Genomic DNA, 21299 nt, shown 5'->3' on the forward strand with positions numbered 1-21299 from the left:
GCCCGCGGTGCTTACCGGAGCTTCGCGGCGAGCCTACTCGGGTGTAACACCCCGGCACAGGTGCGGCGCCCGCGCCAACCCGTCCGGCGTCTGACAGGATCGCCCGTATGGACAACCTCGTCGTCATGCTGGTCGTGGCCGGCGTGCTGGTGCTCCTCGCGGTGGGCCTGATGGTCGGTCTGGTGGTGACCCGCCGAGGTGGCCGGGCCGCGCCGCCGCTGCCGCCGATCCCGCCCGCTCCGCCGGTGCCACCGGTGCCACCCAGTCCAACGGCGGCACCGCCGACAGACGTGCTCACCCCACCCGCCGAGGCGCCGCCGGCACCGACCGAGGTCGAGGCGCCGGTGGTGGTGGAGCGGCCGGAGCCGACCGCCGGGCGGATGGTCCGGTTGCGGGCCCGGCTCTCCCGGTCGCAGAACGTCTTCGGCAAGGGCCTGCTCAGCCTGCTCGCCCGGGACCACCTGGACGAGGAGGTCTGGGAGGAGATCGAGGACAGCCTGATCGGCGCCGACGTCGGGGTCGAGGCGACCCGGGAGATCGTCGACCGGCTGCGGGAGCGGACCGCGGTACTCGGCACCCGCAGCGCGACCGAGTTGCGGGCGCTGCTCGCCGCCGAGCTGGTGGGCGTACTCGACCCGACGCTGGACCGGTCGCTGCGGGCGACCCGGGACGGGGAGACCCCGGCGGTGCTGCTGGTGGTCGGGGTGAACGGTGCAGGCAAGACCACCACCTGCGGCAAGGTGGCCCGGGTGCTGATCGCCGACGGGCGTACGGTGCTGCTCGGTGCCGCCGACACGTTCCGGGCCGCCGCTGCCGAGCAGCTCACCACCTGGGCCGGCCGGGTCGGCGCCGAGGTGGTCCGGGGTCCCGAGGGGGCGGACCCGGCCAGCGTCGCCTTCGACGCGGTGCAGCGCGGCATCGAGGCGTCCGTCGACACCGTGCTGATCGACACCGCCGGCCGGTTGCAGAACAAGGTCGGCCTGATGGACGAACTCGGCAAGATCAAGCGGGTGGTCTCCCGGCACGGCCCGGTGGACGAGACCCTGCTGGTGCTGGACGCCACCACCGGGCAGAACGGCCTGGAGCAGGCCCGGGTCTTCACCGAGGTGGTGGACGTCACCGGCGTGGTGCTGACCAAGCTCGACGGCACCGCCAAGGGCGGCATCGTGATCGCGGTGCAGCGCAAGCTCGGCATCCCGGTGAAGCTGGTGGGGCTCGGCGAGGGCCCCGACGATCTTGCGCCGTTCGATCCGGCGCAGTTCGTCGACGCGCTCCTCGGCACCGAGCCACTTGGCGTGGACGCGTAATCTCGGGGGACTGATCGCTTACCCCGCCCCGCACCCGGGCGCGGGCCTGGTGACGCTGTTCCGGCGCCGCTGCACAGGAGAGACGTACGTGACTTCGCAGGAGATCCCGCTGCATGGCGGGAACGTCAGCACCGTCGTGCGGGTGGGCGACACGGTCCGGCGCAACGCCGGGCCGTGGACGCCGTCGGTGCATGCCCTGCTCCGGCACCTGGAGTACGTCGGCTTCACCGGCTCGCCCCGGGCGCTCGGGATGGACTCGCGCAACCGTGAGGTGCTGTCCTACCTGGAGGGGGAGTGCGGGGAGTACCCGCTCGCCCCGCACTGGGTCACCGACGAGGCGCTGGTCACCGTCGCCACCATGCTGCGGATGTTCCACGACGCGCAGTACGGTTTCCAGCCGCCGCCGAACGCGGTCTGGCGCTCGTTCGGGCCGCCCCCGCCGGACACCGAGGTGATCTGCCACCACGACGCCGCCCCGCACAACGTGATCTGGCGGCCGGACGGCACCCTCGCCCTGATCGACTTCGACCTCGCCTCGCCGGGTGCCCGGATCTACGACGTGGCGTACGCGGCCTGGACCTGGGTGCCGCTCTTCTCCGACCGGGACTCCTACACCCTGGGCTGGCAGCGGCCCAACCGGCCGCGCCGGCTGCGGCTCTTCGCCGACGCGTACGGGCTGATCCCCCGGGACCGGCATCGGCTGGTCCGGACCATCCGGAAGCGGATCGTGGACCACGTCGAGGGGATCCGCCGGATGGCGGCGGCCGGTGACCCGGCATTCGTCCGGATCGTGCACAAGGGTCACCTCCGGCGCCCGATGCGCGATCTCCGGCTGCTCGACTACGAACGGCACACCCTGGAGTACGCGCTCCGGTAGCGCTTGTCGCTGTCCGTACATCCACCACGGGCTATTCGGTTGGTATGCCCCTGTCCGTTCCATCGATAGTGCGAGCTTCTTCACACGTTGGAAACAACCCGTGACGCCGTGGAAACCGGGCGGGCACCACGCGTGAAACCTCCAGCCAGGAAGCTTCCGCGCAACCGGCGTACGGGCGATGCTGCCTTTCGTGGGCCGGGAAGGAGGGAAACCAACTTTAGGAGGCCAGCGTGCCTGAAGCACCGACGATCGACTCCGGCAACACCGTGTGGCTGCTGGTGTCGACGGCGCTCGTGTTGCTCATGACGCCCGGTCTGGCGCTGTTCTACGGCGGCCTGAACCGGTCCAAGGGCGTGCTCAACATGATGATGATGAGCTTCTCCGCGATCGGGCTCATCTCTGTTCTGTGGTGGTTCTACGGTTTCAGCGTGGCGTTCGGTACGGACGTGAACGGCTTCTGGGGCGACCCGGGCCAGTACCTCGGCACCAAGACCTTCCTGGCCGAGACGGACCTGTGGGGTGCGACGGCCGAGAACCCCAGCGGCATCGGCGTACCGCTCTACGTCTTCATGGCGTTCCAGATGGTCTTCGCGGTGATCACCGTCGCGCTGATCAGCGGCGCCATCTCCGACCGGGCCAAGTTCGCCGGCTGGCTGCTCTTCGCGTTCGGCTGGGCGACCCTGGTCTACTTCCCGGTCGCGCACTGGGTGTGGGGCGGCGGCATCATCGGCGGCGACATCCACGCGCTCGACTTCGCCGGCGGTACCGCGGTGCACATCAACGCCGGTGCTGCCGCGCTCGCCGTGGCGCTGGTACTCGGCAAGCGGCTCGGCTGGCCCCGCGAGGTCATGAAGCCGCACAACATCCCGCTGGTGGCCCTCGGCGCCGGTCTGCTCTGGTTCGGCTGGTTCGGCTTCAACGCCGGCTCGGAGCTGACCGTCGACTCGGTCGCCGGCCTGGCCTTCATCAACACCCAGCTCGCCACCGCCGCCGCCGTGCTCGGCTGGATCATCGTCGAGTGGATCAGGGGTGGCAGGCCGACCCTGGTCGGTGCCTCCTCTGGCGCCATCGCCGGCCTGGTGGCGATCACCCCGGCCTGTGGCTTCATCGCCCCCTGGGCGGCGGTGCTGCTCGGCCTGGTCTCCGGTGCGGTCTGCGCGCTCGCGGTCAGCCTGAAGTACAAGCTCGGCTACGACGACTCCCTCGACGTGGTCGGCGTGCACTTCGTCGGCGGCTGGATCGGCTCGCTCTGGCTCGGTCTCTTCGCCACCAACAGCGTCAACGGGGCGATCACCGACGTGATCGGTGCCTCCGACGGCCTCTTCTACGGCGGCGGCGCCACCCAGCTCGGGCGGCAGGCCCTGGCCGGTGTGATCGTCACCGTCTGGTCCTTCGGCGTCGCCTGGCTGCTGGCCTTCGTTATCCAGAAGACCATCGGCTTCCGGGTCTCCCAGGAGGCCGAGGTCGACAGCATCGACATCGCGGAGCACGCGGAGAGCGGCTACGACCTCTCCACGGCTTCCGGCAGCGGCGGCGGCGCCTTCGCCATGGCCGGAATCGGCACGTCGAACAGCAGCACCCCGGCGGCCGAGCCCGCCGCCCCGGTCAGCGAGAAGGTCGCCGGCTAACGTTTCTGCGATGGAGGGGTTGGATATGAAGCTGGTGACCGCGGTCATCAAGCCGTACCAGCTGGACGCGGTGAAGGAGGCGCTGCACGCCCTGGGCGTGGCCGGCCTGACCGTCAGCGAGGTCCAGGGGTACGGACGGCAGAAGGGCCACACGGAGGTGTACCGGGGTGCCGAGTACACCGTCGAGTTCCTGCCGAAGATCAGGGTCGAGGTGCTGACCGACGAGATCGACGTCGACAAGGTGGTCGACGCGGTGGTCACCGCCGCCCGTACCGGCAAGATCGGTGACGGAAAGGTCTGGGTGACCGGCGTCGAGGACGTCATCCGGGTCCGTACCGGCGAGCGCGGCCTCGACGCGCTCTAGGCGATCGTCACGATGACCAGGGGATCCATGCCGCTGACCACCGGTCAGGTCGACCCGAAGCCCCTGGTCGTCCCCGGCATCGGCGCCGCCGCCCGCGAGCAGCGGGCGGCGGCGCTGGACGCCTGGCTGACCGGGCTGCTCGCCGACGGACTGCGCAAGACCGCCGGCAGCCGGGGCGGCACGACCGCGACCTCGGCCGACGGGGTCGCCCTGATCGCGGTCGGCGGACTCGGCCGCCGGCAGTGCGCGCCCTGCGGCGACCTGGACCTGGTCCTGTTGCACGCCGGGGTGCCCGGCACCGACGAGCTGGCCGCCGCGCTCTGGTATCCGATCTGGGACGCCCGGCTCGGCCTCGACCACTCGGTGCGCACCATCCCCGAGGCGCTCTCCGTCGCACACGACGACGTCAAGGTCGCGCTCGGCCTGCTCGACGCCCGGCACGTCGCCGGGGACCGGGCACTCTCCACCCGGCTGATCGAGGCCGCCGCGGACCAGTGGCGGCGGACCGCCGTACGCGTGCTGCCGGCGCTGCGCGAGATCACCGCGACCCGCTGGCAGGCGCACGGCGAGCTGGCGTTCCTGCTGGAGGGCGACCTCAAGGAGGCGGCCGGCGGCCTGCGCGACGTGGCGCTGCTCCGGGCCATCGCCTTCGCCGGGATCAGCGACACGCTCCGTCCCGCCGTCCGGGCCGCGCACCTGCGGATGCTGGACACCCGGGACGCCCTGCACACCTCGCTCGGCCGCCGTGTCGACCGGCTCCTCGCCCAGGAGCGGGCCGCCGTCGCCGAGCTGCTCGGGCTACGCCAACTCCGGCGCGGCACCACCGGCCCCACCCCTCGACAGCTTCCGCCGCACGGCGACGGGTCGGCCGACGACGGCGGCGTGCCGGCCCGGGATGGCGCCCAAGCGGCGGCAACGCCTGCCGTCGCCGAGCCCGGTGACGCGCTGCTGCGCCAGGTCGCCGGAGACGCCCGGACCATCAGCCACGCCCTGGACGACGCCTGGCGGGCCGCCGACCGGCTCCGGTCCGGGCGACGACGGGGCGCCGACGGCCGGCCGCTGCGCCGCCCGGTCGCCCGGGACGTGGTGGAGCAGGACGGCGAACTGGTCCTCGCCCGGACCGCCATCGGGGCCCGCCCCGACCCGAGCCTGTCGCTGCGGGTCGCCGCCGCCGCGGCCAGCGCCCGGTTGCCGATCGCCCGCGCCACCTGCGAGTGGCTCGCCGCCTACTGCCCGCCGCTGCCGACGCCCTGGCCGCCGGCCGCCCGGGCGGCGCTGATCACCCTGCTCGGTGCCGGCCCGGGGCTGGTCGGCACCTGGGAGACCTGTGACCGGTACGGCCTGGTCGACGGCTGGCTGCCGGAGTGGCCCCGGATGCGTAGCCTGCCGCAGCACAACCCGGTACACCGCTACACACTCGACCGGCACCTGGTGCAGACCGCCGCCGAGGCGACCGGGTACGCCCGCGAGGTGGACCGCCCCGACCTGCTGCTGCTCGCCGCCTTCCTGCACGACGTCGGGAAGGGACTGGGCGGTGACCACAGCCTCGTCGGTGCACCGATCGCGGCCCGGATCGCCACCCGGATCGGGCTGCCGCCGGCCGAGGTCGAGCTGATCGAGCGGCTGGTCCGGCTGCACCTGCTGCTGCCCGAGGTGGCGACCCGACGGGACCTCGCCGACCCGGTCACCATCGCGGGGGTGGCCGAGGCGGTGCGGGACACCGGCACGCTGAGCCTGCTGCACGCGCTGGCCCGAGCCGACGCGCAGGCGACCGGACCGGCCGCCTGGTCGGACTGGAAGGCCCGGCTGGTCGCCGAACTGGTCCGCCGGGTGCACACCAGGCTCGACACCGGCCGGCTTCCCGAGCCGCCGACCCCGGATCCGGCGCTGGTGGCGGGGCCGCTGCCGGCCGTACACCTGGAGGGGGACCGGGTGGCGGTGGCCGCGGCGGACCGGCGGGGACTGCTCGCCGCGGTCGCCGGCTGCCTGGCCCTGCACCGGCTGGAGGTGCTCGCCGCCGACGCCAGCATGGTAGGCGAGACGGCCCTGGTCGAGTTCCTGGTCCAGCCCCGCTACGGCATCCCGCCCGAACCGGTCGCGCTCGCCGCCGACCTGCGCCGGGCGGTCACCGGGGACGTCTCGGTGACCCAGCGACTGCGCGGCCGCGCGCTGGCGGCCCGGGGCGGTGGCTCGCCACCCCGGGTGGTCTGGCACCGGGCCGCCGCCACCGACGCCGTGGTGCTGGAGCTGCGGGCCGCCGACGCGGGCGGGCTGCTCTACCGGGTCACCAGCGCGCTCGACGAGGCCGGCGCCCAGGTGCGGGCGGCCCGGATCTCCACCCTCGGCGGTGACGTCGTCGACGCCTTCTACCTGGTCGGAAGCTGGCCCGACGAGGCGGAGCGGGACCGGGTCGAGGCCGCCGTGCTCGCCGCCGCCGGCTGAACCGCCCGCTGCTGACTGAACCGGTGCCGGCTACGTCAGCGGACGTAGCCGGAAGGCCGCCCGGCGGGCGACGCCGCCGGGGCCGTCGGGCGGGATCGTCGGGGGCATGGCGGACATCCACCCACGGTCAGCCGACCGTGGTCGTCGCCGGGCACTCCGACGGACGCGCCGACCGGTGCACGGCGGCCGGACAGGAGTGCCGGCATGACATCCTCGGCACAGATGACGACGCGGGGACGGGAGGCGACCGGCGGGCTGCGCCGGGCCGGTGGGCGGTGGGGCAGTCTGCTGGCCGACGCCGCGCTCGCGCTGGTGCTGCTGCTGGTCGGCTATGTCGGCACCCGCGGCGCGACGCAGAACTTCCCGGACGCCGCACCTGTCGACGGTACGGCCGACCTGCTGGTCACCGTGGCGGCGCTGGCGCTTGTGGTACGCCGCCGCTGGCCGCTGGTCACGTTGGCGCTCGGCACGGTGGCCACCTCGGCGTACCTGGTGGCCGGTTATCCGTACGGTCCGATCCTGGTCTCGTTCTTCGTCGCGGTCTACACGGTCGCCCGGCATCTGCCGATCCGTCGGGCGGTGTTCGGTTCTGTTCCGGCACTCGCGGCGCTGCTGACGCACGTCTTCGTCTCGCTGCGCGAGCCGGTGGGGCTGTCCGGCCTGCTGCCGGGTGCGGCGTGGATCGTCGTGCCGTTCGCGGTGGGGGTCACGGTGCGCAACAACCGCCAGGCCGCCGCCCGGGACCGGATCGAGCAGGCCCGCCGGCTGGCCGACGACGAGCGGCTGCGGATCGCCCAGGAGGTGCACGACGTGGTCGGGCACGGGCTGGCCGCGATCAACATGCAGGCCGAGATCGCCCTGCACCTGCTGGCGAAGCGCCCGGAGCAGGCGGAGACGGCGTTGACCGCGATCAGCCGGACCAGCCGGGAGGCGCTGGACGAGCTCCGGGTGACCCTCTCGGTGGTCCGCCGGGACGCCGCCGTCGATCGGGCTCCGGTGCCCGGACTGGACCAGGTGGCGGCGCTCACCGGCCGGCTGCGCCAGACCGGACTGCCGGTGACCTTGGAGTACGACGGCGACCGCCGGCCCCTGCCGCTGGCGGTCGACCTGGCCGCGTACCGGGTGGTGCAGGAGTCGCTGACCAATGTGCTGCGGCACGCCGGCACCGCCGCCGCGACGGTCCGGATCGGGTACCTGCCGGACGAGGTGACCGTTGAGGTGGTCGACACCGGGCACGGCGGTTCGGGGGCGGCCGGTCCGGGGGAGGGGCACGGGCTGACCGGGATGCGGGAGCGGGTCGGTGCGCTCGGCGGCGCGCTGGAGGTCGGGCCGCGTCCGGCCGGCGGGTTCCGGGTCTTCGCCCGACTGCCCCTGCGGACGTGGGACTGACCGGCGGAGGCGGGAGTGGCCGGGTGACGCCTGAGTGACCGGGGGAGGGCAGAGATGACCGCGGAGGAGGCTGGGATGACCGGGCGGAGCGCGCCGATCGGGGTACTGATCGCGGACGACCAGGACCTGGTCCGGCTGGGGCTGCGCGCCCTGGTGGAGAGCGAGTCGGACCTGCGGGTGGTCGGTGAGGCGGCGGACGGGCTGGACGCGCTGGCGGTGACCCGGCGGGAACGCCCCGACGTGGTGCTGATGGACGTCCGGATGCCCGGGATCGACGGCATCGAGGCGACCCGGCGGATCGTCGCCGACCCGGAACTGGCCGGTACCCGGGTGGTGGTGCTGACCACCTTCGAACTCGACGCGTACGTCTTCGAGGCGCTCCGGTACGGTGCCAGCGGTTTCCTGACCAAGGACACCAGGCCGGTCGAGCTGCTCCGGGCCATCCGGCTGGTCGCCAGCGGCGAGGCGCTGCTCTCCCCGTCGGTGACCCGGCGGGTGGTCCGGGAGTTCGCCACCCGGCCGTCCCGGGTGCTCCGGCCGCATCCCCGGTTGGACACGCTGACCGAGCGGGAGCGGCAGGTCGTCGGGCTGGTCGGCGAGGGGCTGAGCAACGACGAGATCGGCAGCCGGCTGCTGGTCAGCCCGGCGACGGCGCGTACCCACGTCAGCCGGGCAATGGTCAAGCTCGGCGCCCGGGACCGGGCCCAGTTGGTGGTGTACGCCTACCAGTCCGGCCTGGTCGAGCCCTGACCGCCCGGCACGGCCGGGCGCGGCACCTCGGCCGGGCGATGGACGGTCGTCCCGCGTGGCTCGGCAGCCGGGCGAGGATGGCCGTCCCGGCAGACTGTCGAGCTGCCCCGGTTGTGCGCCCGCCGCCGGCCCTCCGGGTCGGGCGGGGCGGAAGCGGCGGGGGATGCGGGCGGCTACCCTTGCGGTGGCCGGGCACCCGTGCCTCGGCCACGCCATGCTCGGGTAAATACGACAAACGGGATGCTGCGCCGTGTTTGACACTTTGAGTGACCGCCTGTCCGGGATCTTCACCAAGCTGCGTGGCAAGGGTCGCCTCACCGACGCCGACATCGACGCCACCGCCCGGGAGATCCGGCTGGCGCTGCTGGAGGCGGACGTCGCCCTGCCCGTGGTCAAGTCCTTCATCGCCAGTGTGAAGGAGCGGGCCCGGGGTGCCGAGGTCTCCCAGGCGCTCAACCCGGCCCAGCAGGTAATCAAGATCGTCCACGAGGAACTCGTCGCGGTGCTGGGCGGCGAGAGTCGCCGGTTGCAGTTCGCCAAGCAGCCGCCGACCGTGATCATGCTGGCCGGTCTGCAGGGTTCCGGTAAGACGACCCTCGCCGGCAAGCTGGCCGGCTGGCTGAAGGGGCAGGGGCACCAGCCGCTGCTGGTCGCCGCCGACCTCCAGCGACCCAACGCGGTCAACCAGTTGCAGGTGCTCGGTGGCAGGGCCGGGGTCGAGGTCTTCGCGCCGGAGCCCGGCAACGGGGTCGGCGACCCGGTCCAGGTCGCCAACGCGTCGATCGAGCACGCCCGGCGGGCCGCCCGGGACATCGTCATCGTCGACACCGCCGGCCGGCTCGGCATCGACGCCGAGATGATGGCGCAGGCCGCCGCGATCCGGGACGCGGTCAACCCGGACGAGGTCATCTTCGTGATCGACGCGATGGTCGGTCAGGACGCGGTACGCACCGCCGAGGCGTTCCGGGACGGTGTCGGGATCACCGGTGTGGTCCTCTCCAAGCTCGACGGTGACGCGCGTGGTGGTGCGGCGCTCTCGGTACGCCAGGTCACCGGTCAGCCGATCCTCTTCGCCTCCACCGGCGAGAAGCTGACCGACTTCGACGTCTTCCACCCGGACCGGATGGCGAGCCGGATCCTCGGCATGGGTGACGTGCTCACGCTGATCGAGCAGGCCGAGCAGGCCTTCGACGCCGATCAGAAAGAGAAGATGACCGCCAAGCTGATGGGCGGCGAGCAGTTCACCCTGGAGGACTTCCTCGACCAGCTCATCGCGGTACGCCGGATGGGTCCGATCGCCAACGTCCTGGCCATGATGCCCGGGATGGGGCAGATGAAGGACCAGCTGGCCGAGGTCGACGACAAGCACTTCGACAAGGTCACCGCGATCATCCGGTCGATGACCCCCGGCGAGCGCACCAACCCGAAGATCATCAACGGTTCCCGGCGGGCCCGGATCGCGAACGGCTCCGGCGTCACCGTGATGGACGTGAACCAGCTGCTCAACCGCTTCGCCGAGGCGCAGAAGATGATGAAGCAGATGGGCGGCATGATGGGCCTGCCCGGCGGCCGGCGCAAGGCGACCAAGTCGCCGAAGAACAAGCGCAAGGGCACCAAGGGTGGCGGCCGGCCCCGGGTCGGCGGCCCGGCCGGTGGCTTCCCGGGCGGCATGCCGCAGTTGCCGCCGGGGCTCGACCCGAACGCGTTGCAGGGCGGTCAGGGCCTGCCGCCCGGGTTCAAGCTGCCGAAGCTCGACTTCAACAAGCTCGGCAAGCGTCCGGACGAGAAGTGACGTCGACGGACACGATGTCCGTCGTCCTTCCGGGACATGTACGCCAAGGCCCGGGTCTACGCCCACGCCGGGGTGCCGACCTACTGGGTGGTCGACCCGCTGCACGAACGGATTACGCTCACCGAGTTCGTACTCGGGCCGTCCGGCGAGTACGAGCCGGCCGTGCACACCGACGACATCTTCGGCACGGAGCGGCCGTGGAAGGTGACTGTCGACCTGCCGGCGCTGACCGCTCGCTGGGCCGGGCTGCGCGGGCGCGCCGAGGCATAGGTTCCGGTTCGGAGGTGAGCCTCGGCGGGGCGGGCCGGGGTGCGGCGGGTGGGCCGTCCTCGATCGGGTAGGAATGTGCGCATGGCGCTGCACGTACGAGGGGTCGTACTCCCGGACGATGAGGTCCGCGACCTGTGGCTGGTCGGTGACCGGGTCACCTTCACCCCGGTTCCCGGAGCGGTGACGGTGGCAGACGGCGGCTTCGTGCTGCCCGGTCTGGTCGACGCGCACTGCCACCCGGGCATCGCTCCCGGGTCGGTGCCGATCACCTCGCTGGACCAGGCCCGCGAGCTGGCCCGGATCGACCGGGACGCCGGGGTACTGGCGATCCGGGACGCCGGCTCGCCGTTCCCGTACCCGGAATTGGAGGACGAGCCGGACCTGCCCCGACTGGCCCGCGCCGGGCGGCACGTCGCGCCGCCGAAGCGGTACCTGCGGGGCATCGCGGTCGAGGTGGAACCCGCCGACGTGCCGGCGGCGGTGACCGAGCAGGCCCGGGCCGGCAACGGCTGGGTCAAGCTGGTCGGCGACTGGATCGACCGGAACGTCGGCGACCTGGCGCCCTCCTGGGATCCGGAGACCGTGGCCGCCGCGGTGGCCGCCGCGCATGCGGCCGGGGCGCGGGCCGCGGTGCACACCTTCTCCGAGGTCGGTGTCGAGCTGATGGTCCGGGCCGGGGTCGACTCGGTGGAGCACGGCACGGGGCTGAGCGTCGACCTCGTCGACGAGATGGCCCGGCGCGGCACCGCCCTGGTACCCACGATGATCAACATCGACACCTTCGGCGAGATCGCCGAGCGGGCCGCCGCGAAGTTCCCCGGGTACGCCAAGCACATGCTCGCGCTCCGCGACAATTTCCCAGCCGTGGTCGGCGCGGCGTACGAGGCAGGGGTGCCGATCTACGTCGGCACCGACGCGGGCGGCGGGATCGACCACGGGCTGGCCGCCGAGGAGATGTTGCTGCTGCACGAGCGGGCCGGCATGTCCAGCGTCGACGTGCTGGCCGCCGCCTCCTGGCGGGCCCGGGCCTGGCTCGGCTTCCCCGGCCTGGTCGAGGGAGGCCTCGCCGACCTGGTGGTCTACCCCACCGACCCCCGGACCGACCTGCGGGTCGTACGCGCACCGCAGCGCATCGTGCTGCGCGGCCGGGTGGTGCGCTGACCGTCCCCGATGTCGCCCCGAGCCGCCCCGCAGGGTTGTTAGGCGGGGGCCCTTCTACAACAGAAAGCGATAACAAGGGGCCCTTCCTTTCCCCGGCCCGCGCGTGTCGGCTTCGGGGTGGACGCATAGGATGTGCCCTCATGGCACGCGTGCTCACTCCCCGTGCGGAGGACTTCCCCCGCTGGTACCAGGACCTGATCGCCAAGGCGCAGCTCGCCGACAACGGCCCGGTGCGGGGGACCATGGTCATCCGACCGGCCGGCTACGCCATCTGGGAGCGCATGCAGGCCGAGATGGACGCCCGGATCAAGCTGGCCGGCGCCGAGAACGCGTACTTTCCGCTCTTCATCCCGGAAAGCTACCTGCGTCGCGAGGCGCAGCACGTCGAGGGCTTCTCGCCCGAGCTGGCGGTGGTCACCCACGGTGGTGGCAAGCAGCTAGCCGAGCCGGTGGTGGTCCGGCCGACCAGCGAGACGGTGATCGGCGAGTTCATGGCGAAGTGGGTCGACTCCTACCGGGACCTGCCGCTGCTGCTCAACCAGTGGGCCAACGTGGTGCGCTGGGAGCTGCGGCCCCGGATCTTCCTGCGGACCAGCGAGTTCCTCTGGCAGGAGGGGCACACCGCGCACGCCGACGAGGCCGACGCGCGGGCGTACGCCCGGAAGATCCTGCACGAGGTCTACGAGGACTTCATGGTCGGGGTGCTCGGCATCCCGGTGCTGGTCGGGTTGAAGACCGCCCGGGAACGCTTCGCCGGTGCCACCCGCACCTACACCCTCGAAGGCATGATGGGTGATGGCAAGGCGCTCCAGATGGGCACCTCGCACGAGCTGGGGCAGAATTTCGCCCGCGCCTTCGACATCACCTACACCTCTGCCGAGCGCAGCGTCGAGCACGCCTGGACCACCTCCTGGGGCAGCTCGACCCGGATGCTCGGCGGGTTGATCATGTGCCACGGCGACGACAACGGGCTGCGGGTGCCGCCGAAGCTGGCGCCGGTGCAGGCGTACGTGATGGTGGTGAAGGCCGGCGACGGCGTCGCCGAGGCCGCCGCGAAGCTCTGCGACGCGCTGCGCGACGCCGGGGTCCGGGTCGCCCTCGACGACCGGGTGGACACCCCGTTCGGCCGCCGGGCCGTCGACGCCGAGCTCAAGGGCTATCCGGTACGCGTCGAGCTCGGTCCCCGCGACCTCGCCGCCGGCAACGCGGTGCTGGTCCGCCGGACCACCGGCGCCAAGACTCCGGTCCCGGTGCCGGACGTGGTGGCCGGGGTGCTCGCCGCGCTCGACGCCGACCAGAAGGCGCTCTACGACGAGGCGCTGGCCCGGCGGAAGTCGCACACCTTCTCGGTGGACTCGCTGGCCGAGGCGATCGAGGCGGCCGGCACCGGCTTCGCCCGGGTGCCCTGGTCGGCCGTTGGTGCCGAGGGGGAGGCGGAGGCGAACGCCAAGGGCGTGACCGTCCGCTGCCTGCGTCGGGCCGACGGCTCGGTGCCGGACTCGGAGGACGAGCCGGAGCTGACCGCCATCCTCGCCCGCTCCTACTGACCCGGCCGGACCGGGATCAGCATGCGCTTCGCGCCGGGCCGTGTCATCGTGCACCGCAACGTGCGGCGGGGCCGGATCGGTTGGGTCCGTTCGGCCCGGGTGGTGAGCGACGACGACCGTGGCCTGCTGCTCTGGATCGCCCGGGACTCCCGGGTGGCCAGCGAGGTCACCGCGGACGGCCGGGGGATGCGGGCGCTGCCGTTCTCCGAGTGGGTCGGCTCGGACTACCGGCTGCACGTCGGCACCTGGCACGGCCCGCCGGTGCTGAAGTTCCTGCCGGCCGGGGCCGACCACTCGGTCTGGTTCTTCCGGGACGCCTCGGAGCGGTTCGTCAACTGGTACGTCAATCTGGAGGAACACGGCATCCGCTGGGACGACGGCGACCTGGCCGGGGTCGACATGGTGGACCAGGACCTCGACGTGGTGGTCTGGCCGGACCACACCTGGGAGTGGAAGGACGAGGAGGAGTTCGCCGAGCGGCTCGCCTTCCCGGAGCACTACTGGGTGCCGGACCCGGCTGCGGTACGGGCCGAGGGGGAGCGGGTGATCAAGATTGCCGAGGCGGCGCAGTTCCCGTTCGACGGCACCTGGTGCGACTTCGTCCCCGATCCGGCCTGGACCTCGCCGGATCTGCCACCCGGCTGGGACCGCCCGCCGGTGCGCTGACCCGGTCCGGGCCGAGCATCCTGGGCGGGGGAGGGTGCGCAGAGCGCCGGGGGCGGGAGAGGGTGCGCCGAGCGGCGACGGGAGTCAGTCGCCGGTCGGGGTGACGGTGGCGGGCAGCGGCAGGTCGGTCTGCTGGCCGGCGCCGTAGGGGCGGCAGGACGCCCGGACGACCAGTTCGGTGGGTAGCCGGATGTGCGTGTCGCGTTCGACGCCGCTGATCAGGTCGATGAGCAGGCGCAACGCCTCCGCGCCCATCCGTTGCAGGGGCTGCATGATCGTCGTCAGGGGCGGGTTGACCAGGGCCGACTCCGGTACGTTGTCGAAACCGATCACCGACAGGTCGTCGGGCACCCGCAGTCCCATGCTCTGGGCGACGTCGAGGGTGGAAATCGCGGAGAGGTCGTTACCGGCGAAGACCGCGGTCGGCCGGTCGGGAAGGGCGAGCAGTTCGGCGGCGGTACCGGCGGCGCTCTCGATCCGGAACCCGCCGACCCGCACCAACCGCTCGTCCACCGGTACGCCGGCGTCGGCCATCGCCTTGCGGAACCCGGCCTCGCGCAGCCGGGCCGACTCGAGGTCGTAGCGTCCACTGATGTGCCCGATGCGACGGTGACCGAGCGACAGCAGGTAGTTCGTCGCGAGCACGGCGCCGGCGAAGTTGTCGGAGTCGACGGTGGGCAGGCCGGAGGGGCCGGTGTGCGGGTCGACGGCCACGACGTGGAAGCCCTGGTTGGTCTCGACAACGGTCGGGGTGACGATCACCGCTCCGTCGATCAGGGTTCCGGAGAGCCGGGCCAGCGACCGCCGCTCCCAGCCGATGGCCGTGTGGTCGCCGTCGCCGCCGGAGTAGGCCAGCAGTTGGTAGCCGGTGCCGGCGACCTCCCGGGACGCCCCCTTGAGCAGCTCGGTCGAGAACGGTTCGAACTCGGCGACCAGGATGCCGAGCACGTTGGTGCGGTGGCTGCGCAGGCTCTGCGCCCCGAGGCTGGCCTCGTACCCGAGCTGGTGGATGACCTGCTGGACGCGCTCGACGGTCGCCTGGGCCACGCCGTACCTGCCATTGACCACCTTGGATACCGTCGCGACGGAGACGCCGGCCGTACGGGCCACGTCCGACATCTTGACGCGCTGCGGAAACGCCACGCCGACGATGATAGAGGTCTGCCAGGACCCCACGACAGGGGAGTCGAAACCGTTATCGACAACGGTTGACACCGCGTTACGCGGCTGTAAAACTCCCCGTTCAGGTTGAGTACCGCGACTGACTAGTCGAGGAGACATTCGATGGCGATGAAAGGCCGCGCGGGCACCGTCCTGGCGCTGCTTACGACCAGCGCACTCCTTGCTGCCGGATGTGGCGGCGGCGAGAGCGAAGAGCCCGCTGAAGAGGAACTCTACAAGAACCCGGTCACCCTGACCTGGTGGCACAACGCCTCACAGGACGGTCCCGGCAAGACTTACTGGGAGAAGGTCGCCAAGGACTTCTCCGCGCTGCACCCGACCGTCAAGATCGAGATCGAGGCGATCGAGACCAACCAGCTCCAGCGCACCCGGCTCCCCGCCGCCCTGCTCACCACCGACCCGCCGGACATCTTCAACGCGTGGGGCGGCGGCGAGATGCGCGAGCAGGTGGAGGCCGACTACCTCAAGGACATCACCGAGTCGGCCAAGGCTGAGATCGAGAACATCGGCAGCGCGGCCGAGATCTGGGCCGTGGACGGCAAGCAGTACGGCCTGCCGTACCGGATGGGCATCGAGGGCATCTGGTACAACAAGGACATGTTCGCGCGGGCGGGCATCACCGCCCCGCCGACCACGTTCGACGAGCTCAACGACGCGGTCACCAAGCTCAAGGCGATCAACGTCATCCCGATCGCCCTCGGCGCCGGTGACAAGTGGCCCGCCGCGCACTGGTGGTACAACTTCGCGATGCGCGCCTGCTCGGTCGACACCCTGAAGAAGGCCTCCAAAGAGACCGTCTTCGACGACCCGTGCTTCGTGAAGGCCGGCGCGGACCTGAAGACCTTCATCGGCACCAACCCGTTCCAGCCCAACTTCATCGCCACCCCGGGCCAGAACGACCCGACCAGCGCCAACGGCCTGCTCGCCAACGGCAAGGCCGCGATGGAACTCATGGGTGACTGGAACAAGGGCACCCTGGAGACCGTCGCGGAGGACAAGGCGGCGCTGGCCAAGTTCCTCGGCTGGTTCCCGGTACCGGCGATCAGCGGTTCGGCGGGCGACCCGAAGGCCGCCCTCGGCGGTGGTGACGGGTTCTCCTGCGCCAAGAACGCTCCGGCCGAGTGCGTCGAGTTCCTCAAGTACATCGTCAGCCCCGAGGTGCAGAAGGCCTACGCCGAGACCGGCACCGGCCTGCCTGTCGCCAAGGGCGCCGAGGGCGGCGTCGCGGACCCCGCCCTGAAGTCCATCCTCGAGGCCACCTCCAACGCCACCTACGTGCAGCTCTGGCTGGACACGGCCTTCGGCAGCACCGTCGGCAACGCGATGAACGACGCGATCGTCGCCATCTTCGCCGGCAGCGGCACCCCTGAGAAGGTCGTCGAGGCTATGAAGGCGGCCGCACGAAAGTGACCTCCACCAACTCAACCCTGAACCCCGCCGGCGGCGCGTCCGCGCCGCCGGCGGGTGTCCGGCCCGCCCGGAGACAGAGATCCTCGCGCGGGGCCGAGAACCGACGTAAGTGGTACGAGATCATCGGGCTCACCACGCCGGCGGTCATCGTCTACGTGATGTTCGTGCTGGTGCCGATGGGGTTCGCGGTCTACTACAGCCTCTTCCGCTGGCGTGGGGTCGGACCGCCCACCGACTTCGTCGGGTTCGACAACTACATCCTCGCCTTCGAGGACCCGATCTTCCTCGACGCGCTGCGCAACAACGCCATCATCGTGGTCGGGTCGTTGCTGATCCAGGGCCCCATCGCGCTCGGCGTGGCGCTGTTGCTCAACCGTCGCTTCCGGGGCCGCACCGTCTTCCGCCTGCTGGTCTTCGTGCCCTACGTGCTCGCCGAGGTCACCGTCGGCATCATGTGGAAGCTGATCCTCACCGACGGCGGGACCGTCGACGCGCTGCTGCGGTCGCTGGGACTCGGCAGCCTGGTGCAGGCGTGGCTGGCCGACCTCGACATCGTGATCTGGACGCTGCTCTTCGTCCTCACCTGGAAGTACGTCGGCTTCGCCATCATCCTGCTGCTCGCCGGCCTGTCGAACGTGCCGCACGAGCTGACCGAGGCCGCCGCGATCGACGGCGCGAGCTGGTGGCAGGTGCAGCGGCACATCACACTTCCGCTGCTCGGCCCGACGATCCGGATCTGGATGTTCCTGTCGATGATCGGCTCGTTGCAGGTCTTCGACGTGATCTGGGTGACCTCGGTCTCCTCGGTCCGGTCGCTCGGCGCGTCGGCAACGATGGCGACCTACATGGTCGACAACGGCTTCTTCGCCCGACTGTGGGGCTACGGCAACGCGGTGGCCGTGATCCTCTTCGTCATCTCCTTCGTCGCGGCGCTGCTGTTCCAGCGTTTCCTCCTGCGCCGTGACATCCAGGGTGCCATCACCAGAAGGGTGAACTGACCGTGGCCGCGAACGCTGTCCTGCCCCCACCGTCCAAGCGCCGACCGGTGTCCTGGGGCAACCCGCTCACCTACGCGCTGGCGCTCGCGGTCGCGGCCGTGTCGATCGCCCCGGTCGTCTACGTGATCGTCGGCGGATTCCGTACCACCCCGCAGATCGTCGCGAACCCGGCCGGGCTGCCCGACCCGTGGGTCTTCGACAACTACGCCAGGGTGCTGACCCAGAGCGACTTCTGGGGCCAGGCCTTCAACAGCGCGGTGATCGCCCTGGGTACGACGCTCGGCGTCGTGGTGCTCGGTGTCTGCGCCGCGTTCGTGCTCGCCCGGTACACCTTCCGCGGGCGCGAGGCGCTCTACACCTTCTTCACCCTCGGCCTGCTCTTCCCGGCCGGGGCGGCGATCCTGCCGCTCTACCTGATGCTGCGCGACCTGAACCTGATCAACTCCTACTACGCGGTGATCCTCCCGCAGATCGCCTTCGCGTTGCCGCTCACGATCGTGATCCTGCGTCCCTTCCTCGCCGCCATCCCGCGCGAGTTGGAGGACGCCGCCGCGATCGACGGTACGGGCCGGCTCGGCTTCCTCTGGCTGATCGTGCTGCCGCTGTCCCGGCCCGCGCTGGTGACGGTCGGGATCCTCGCGTTCGTGGCGAGCTGGAACGCGTTCCTGCTGCCGCTGCTGGTGCTCGGCGACGTCAGTCTGCACACCCTGCCACTCGGCGTGCAGAACTTCTCAAGCCAGTACACCTCCGACACGGCGGGAATTCTCGCCTTCACCTCGCTGGCGATGCTGCCCGCACTGCTCTTCTTCACCTTCGCCGAGAAGCAGATCGTCGGCGGCCTCCAGGGCGCCGTGAAGGGCTGAGCGGCGGCGGTACGAGCCAGGAAGGGCCGGTACAGCCGGATCAGGTCCGCGGTACGGCTGTTCTGTCGGCGGACGTCGGCCGGATGATCAAGGTCTGTGCCGGATCACGGCCCGGCCGGATGATCAGGGTCCGCGCCGGGCGTACCGGCCGGGCCAGGTGTCGGGAAGGGCCCTCGCACAGAGCTTTCTGTCGCAGCGGGGCCCCTTCCTGGCGGCCCGCCGTGACCGCCAGCGCCTGCCCTGCCGGCGAGGCCGTCGGCGAGTTCGCCGGCCGGTGTGAGGTTCTCCGGTCGGGTCTGGCAGAATGGGTCGCTGGTATCCGGCGCGCGTCCGGCGCCCTCTAACCCGGGCGTGTCGCCAGTCCATCGAGCAGTCTCCGGCTCAACCCCACTGTGCCGGTCGGCTCTCACCCGCGCACCGCCCGTGTCCGGGACGGTGAGAATCGCAACAGGAGCGAACACACTGTGGCCGTAAAGATCCGGCTCCTGCGGATGGGTAAGATCCGCAACCCGCAATACCGCATCGTCGTCGCCGACTCGCGCACCAAGCGTGACGGTCGGGCGATCGAGTTCGTCGGGATCTACCAGCCGAAGGAGCACCCTTCGGTGATCGAGGTCAAGTCGGACCGGGTGCAGTACTGGCTCTCTGTCGGCGCCCAGCCGAGTGAGGCCGTCCAGCGCCTGCTGGAGAAGACCGGCGACTGGCAGAAGTTCAAGGGCCTGCCGGCCCCGCCGCCGCTGCTGGTGGCGCCGGAGCGGGCCGACCGCACGGCGGCCTACGAGGCCGAGGCGAAGGCGGCGGCCGGGCTGACCGAGTCGGCCAAGCCGGCGAAGAAGGCGGCCAAGGCGGCGCCCGCCGAGGCGAAGGCGGCACCCACCGAGGCGAAGGCGGCACCCGCCGAGGCGAAGGCGGCACCCGCCGAGGCACCCAAGACCGAGGAGCAGGCCGGTGCGGGCTCCGGCGAGCAGGCCTGACGTGGCGCTCCGGCCGGCGCTCGAACACCTGGTCAAGGGCATCGTCGACCACCCGGACGACGTACGGGTCCGGATGGTCGACTCCCGGCGCGGCAAGCGCCTGGAGGTGCGGGTGCACCCCGAGGACCTGGGTACGGTGATCGGCCGCTCCGGCCGCACCGCGAAGGCGCTGCGCCAGGTGATCGGGTCGATCGGTGGTCGTGGGGTACGCGTCGACATCGTCGACTCGTACTGATCCGCGGATCCCGATGCTCCTGATCGTCGGCCGGATCGGCCGTCCGCACGGCATTCGCGGTGAGGTGACCGTGGAGGTGCGGACCGACGATCCCGAGGCACGGTTCGCTGCCGGGGCGGTGTTGCGCACCGACCCGGCGGCGGCCTCCGGCACCGGCCCGGCCGCACCCGCCCCGGTCACCGAGCACGGCGACCTGGTCCGGGTGCCCGAGCAGTTGACCGTCGAGGCCATCCGCTGGCACCAGGGCAAGCTGCTGGTCACCTTCGACGGCGTCTACGACCGTGACGTCGCCGAGGCGCTGCGCGGCACCCTGCTCTGGGTCGACAGCGCCGGGCTGCCGGCCCCGGCCGACCCGGACGAGTTCAACGACCACCAACTGGTGGGTCTGGCGGTGGTCACGCCGGCCGGTGAGCCGCTCGGCGAGGTGGCCCGGATCGACCACGCCCCCGCCTCGGACCTGCTGGTGCTGCGCCGCCCCGAGGGGCGGACCGCGTTGATCCCGTTCGTCAAGGCGATCGTTCCCGAGGTGGACCTGGCCGCCGGCCGGGTGGTGGTGGACGCACCGCCGGGGCTGCTGGATCTCTGAGCGGCGAGTTCTGTTAGGAAGGGCCCCTTCCTATACAGAATGCGATAAGAGGGGGCCCTTCCTTACATGCGCGTCGACGTGGTGTCGATCTTTCCCGAGTACCTGGCCCCGTTGGGGCTCTCGCTGATCGGGCGGGCCCGCGCGGCCGGCGTACTCGACGTGAGTGTGCACGACCTGCGGACCTGGACCCACGACGTGCACCGTACGGTCGACGACACCCCGTACGGCGGCGGGCCCGGCATGGTGATGCGACCCGAGCCCTGGGGTGAGGCGCTGGACGCCCTGGTGCCGCCCGGTCGGGAGTCCGGCAGCCGACTGGTGGTGCCCACCCCGGCCGGGATCCCGTTCAGCCAGGCGATGGCGCACGAGCTGGCCGCCGAGTCCCACCTCGTCTTCGCCTGTGGCCGGTACGAGGGGATCGACCAGCGGGTACTCGAACACGCCGGCACCCGGATGCCGGTGACCGAGGTCTCGCTCGGCGACTACGTGCTCTTCGGCGGCGAGGTCGCGGTCCTGGTGATCATGGAGGCGGTGACCCGCCTGCTCCCCGGGGTGCTCGGCAACGCCGACTCGCTCGCCGAGGAGTCGCACGCGCACGGCCTGCTGGAGGCGCCGGTCTACACCAAGCCGCCGAGTTGGCGCGGGCAGGACGTACCCGAGATCCTGCGCTCGGGTGACCACGGCCGGATCGCCCGGTGGCGGCGGGACCAGGCACTGGTCCGGACGGCCCGGCGCCGGCCGGACATGCTCGCCGCACTGCCGGCCGAGCAGTTGGACAAACGGGACGTCGCCGCCCTGGCCGGGGCCGGATTTCAGCCTCCGGCCGGCGATATGGCAAAGTAGGGGGGTTGCCGCAGT

At 71.7% G+C, this 21299-nt stretch carries 20 protein-coding genes; 19 read left to right on the forward strand and 1 reads right to left on the reverse strand.

Annotated elements, in window-relative coordinates; all coding sequences use genetic code 11:
- The first annotated feature begins 107 nt into the window (after positions 1–107).
- From ftsY to CLT71_RS31505, 12 genes are all read left to right on the forward strand, one after another.
- The gene (gene ftsY / locus CLT71_RS31450) at positions 108–1307 is read left to right on the forward strand and encodes a signal recognition particle-docking protein FtsY (RefSeq protein WP_101370290.1); all 1200 of its coding nucleotides are present in this window, start codon (positions 108–110) and stop codon (positions 1305–1307) included.
- A 46-nt stretch (positions 1308–1353) separates the two neighbouring features.
- Positions 1354–2184, forward strand: a complete 831-nt coding sequence (locus CLT71_RS31455) for an aminoglycoside phosphotransferase family protein (RefSeq protein WP_486483739.1) — start codon at positions 1354–1356, stop codon at positions 2182–2184.
- A 230-nt stretch (positions 2185–2414) separates the two neighbouring features.
- On the forward strand, positions 2415–3812 hold the full coding sequence (locus CLT71_RS31460) for an ammonium transporter (RefSeq protein ID WP_101370292.1): 1398 nt from the start codon (positions 2415–2417) through the stop codon (positions 3810–3812).
- Between the two features lie 25 nt (positions 3813–3837).
- Positions 3838–4176, forward strand: coding sequence for a P-II family nitrogen regulator (locus tag CLT71_RS31465; RefSeq protein WP_196205300.1), 339 nt, complete (start codon positions 3838–3840; stop codon positions 4174–4176).
- 27 nt (positions 4177–4203) lie between these two features.
- Positions 4204–6618, forward strand: coding sequence for a bifunctional uridylyltransferase/uridylyl-removing enzyme (locus CLT71_RS31470; RefSeq protein ID WP_486483740.1), 2415 nt, complete (start codon positions 4204–4206; stop codon positions 6616–6618).
- Positions 6619–6840: 222 nt separating this feature from the next.
- Positions 6841–8007 carry a sensor histidine kinase gene (locus CLT71_RS31475; RefSeq protein ID WP_101370295.1) on the forward strand — a complete coding sequence of 389 codons (1167 nt, stop codon included), beginning with the start codon at positions 6841–6843 and terminating at the stop codon, positions 8005–8007.
- Positions 8008–8082: 75 nt separating this feature from the next.
- Entirely contained in the window at positions 8083–8757 is a 675-nt protein-coding gene (locus tag CLT71_RS31480; RefSeq protein WP_101371957.1) for a response regulator transcription factor, read from the forward strand.
- A 250-nt stretch (positions 8758–9007) separates the two neighbouring features.
- The gene (gene ffh / locus CLT71_RS31485) at positions 9008–10549 is read left to right on the forward strand and encodes a signal recognition particle protein (protein ID WP_101370296.1); all 1542 of its coding nucleotides are present in this window, start codon (positions 9008–9010) and stop codon (positions 10547–10549) included.
- 36 nt (positions 10550–10585) lie between these two features.
- Complete coding sequence (locus tag CLT71_RS31490; protein ID WP_101370297.1) at positions 10586–10819, forward strand: PDDEXK family nuclease; 234 nt, start codon at positions 10586–10588, stop codon at positions 10817–10819.
- A gap of 81 nt (positions 10820–10900) precedes the next feature.
- Positions 10901–11980 carry an amidohydrolase family protein gene (locus CLT71_RS31495; protein ID WP_101370298.1) on the forward strand — a complete coding sequence of 360 codons (1080 nt, stop codon included), beginning with the start codon at positions 10901–10903 and terminating at the stop codon, positions 11978–11980.
- A 140-nt stretch (positions 11981–12120) separates the two neighbouring features.
- A complete protein-coding gene (gene proS, locus CLT71_RS31500; RefSeq protein ID WP_101370299.1) occupies positions 12121–13527 on the forward strand; it encodes a proline--tRNA ligase in 1407 nt (468 codons plus the stop codon).
- Between the two features lie 21 nt (positions 13528–13548).
- A complete protein-coding gene (locus CLT71_RS31505) occupies positions 13549–14193 on the forward strand; it encodes a ribonuclease FAU-1 family protein (protein WP_101370300.1) in 645 nt (214 codons plus the stop codon).
- Between the two features lie 84 nt (positions 14194–14277).
- Here the strand turns inward: CLT71_RS31505 and CLT71_RS31510 are convergent, their stop codons facing one another.
- Positions 14278–15336 carry a LacI family DNA-binding transcriptional regulator gene (locus CLT71_RS31510; RefSeq protein ID WP_486483558.1) on the reverse strand — a complete coding sequence of 353 codons (1059 nt, stop codon included), beginning with the start codon at positions 15334–15336 and terminating at the stop codon, positions 14278–14280.
- A 141-nt stretch (positions 15337–15477) separates the two neighbouring features.
- Between CLT71_RS31510 and CLT71_RS31515 the strand changes: the two genes are divergently transcribed.
- The 7 genes from CLT71_RS31515 (at position 15478) to trmD (ending at position 21284) form a co-directional block, all read left to right on the forward strand.
- Complete coding sequence (locus tag CLT71_RS31515) at positions 15478–16785, forward strand: extracellular solute-binding protein (protein WP_101370301.1); 1308 nt, start codon at positions 15478–15480, stop codon at positions 16783–16785.
- 158 nt (positions 16786–16943) lie between these two features.
- Positions 16944–17783, forward strand: a complete 840-nt coding sequence (locus tag CLT71_RS31520; RefSeq protein ID WP_486483559.1) for a carbohydrate ABC transporter permease — start codon at positions 16944–16946, stop codon at positions 17781–17783.
- Positions 17780–18646, forward strand: a complete 867-nt coding sequence (locus CLT71_RS31525) for a carbohydrate ABC transporter permease (RefSeq protein ID WP_101370303.1) — start codon at positions 17780–17782, stop codon at positions 18644–18646. Before CLT71_RS31520 ends, CLT71_RS31525 begins: the two co-directional genes overlap by 4 nt.
- A gap of 464 nt (positions 18647–19110) precedes the next feature.
- Positions 19111–19620 (forward strand): 30S ribosomal protein S16, encoded by a 510-nt coding sequence (gene rpsP / locus CLT71_RS31530; RefSeq protein ID WP_101370304.1) that lies wholly within the window; start codon positions 19111–19113, stop codon positions 19618–19620.
- Entirely contained in the window at positions 19595–19855 is a 261-nt protein-coding gene (locus CLT71_RS31535) for an RNA-binding protein (RefSeq protein ID WP_192767609.1), read from the forward strand. The genes rpsP and CLT71_RS31535 overlap by 26 nt, the downstream gene beginning before the upstream one ends.
- 13 nt (positions 19856–19868) lie before the next feature.
- Entirely contained in the window at positions 19869–20441 is a 573-nt protein-coding gene (gene rimM / locus CLT71_RS31540) for a ribosome maturation factor RimM (protein ID WP_101370305.1), read from the forward strand.
- 66 nt (positions 20442–20507) lie between these two features.
- Positions 20508–21284, forward strand: a complete 777-nt coding sequence (gene trmD / locus CLT71_RS31545) for a tRNA (guanosine(37)-N1)-methyltransferase TrmD (RefSeq protein WP_101370306.1) — start codon at positions 20508–20510, stop codon at positions 21282–21284.
- Positions 21285–21299: the final 15 nt, after the last annotated feature.

The sequence above is a fragment of the Plantactinospora sp. CNZ320 genome (assembly GCF_002846275.1).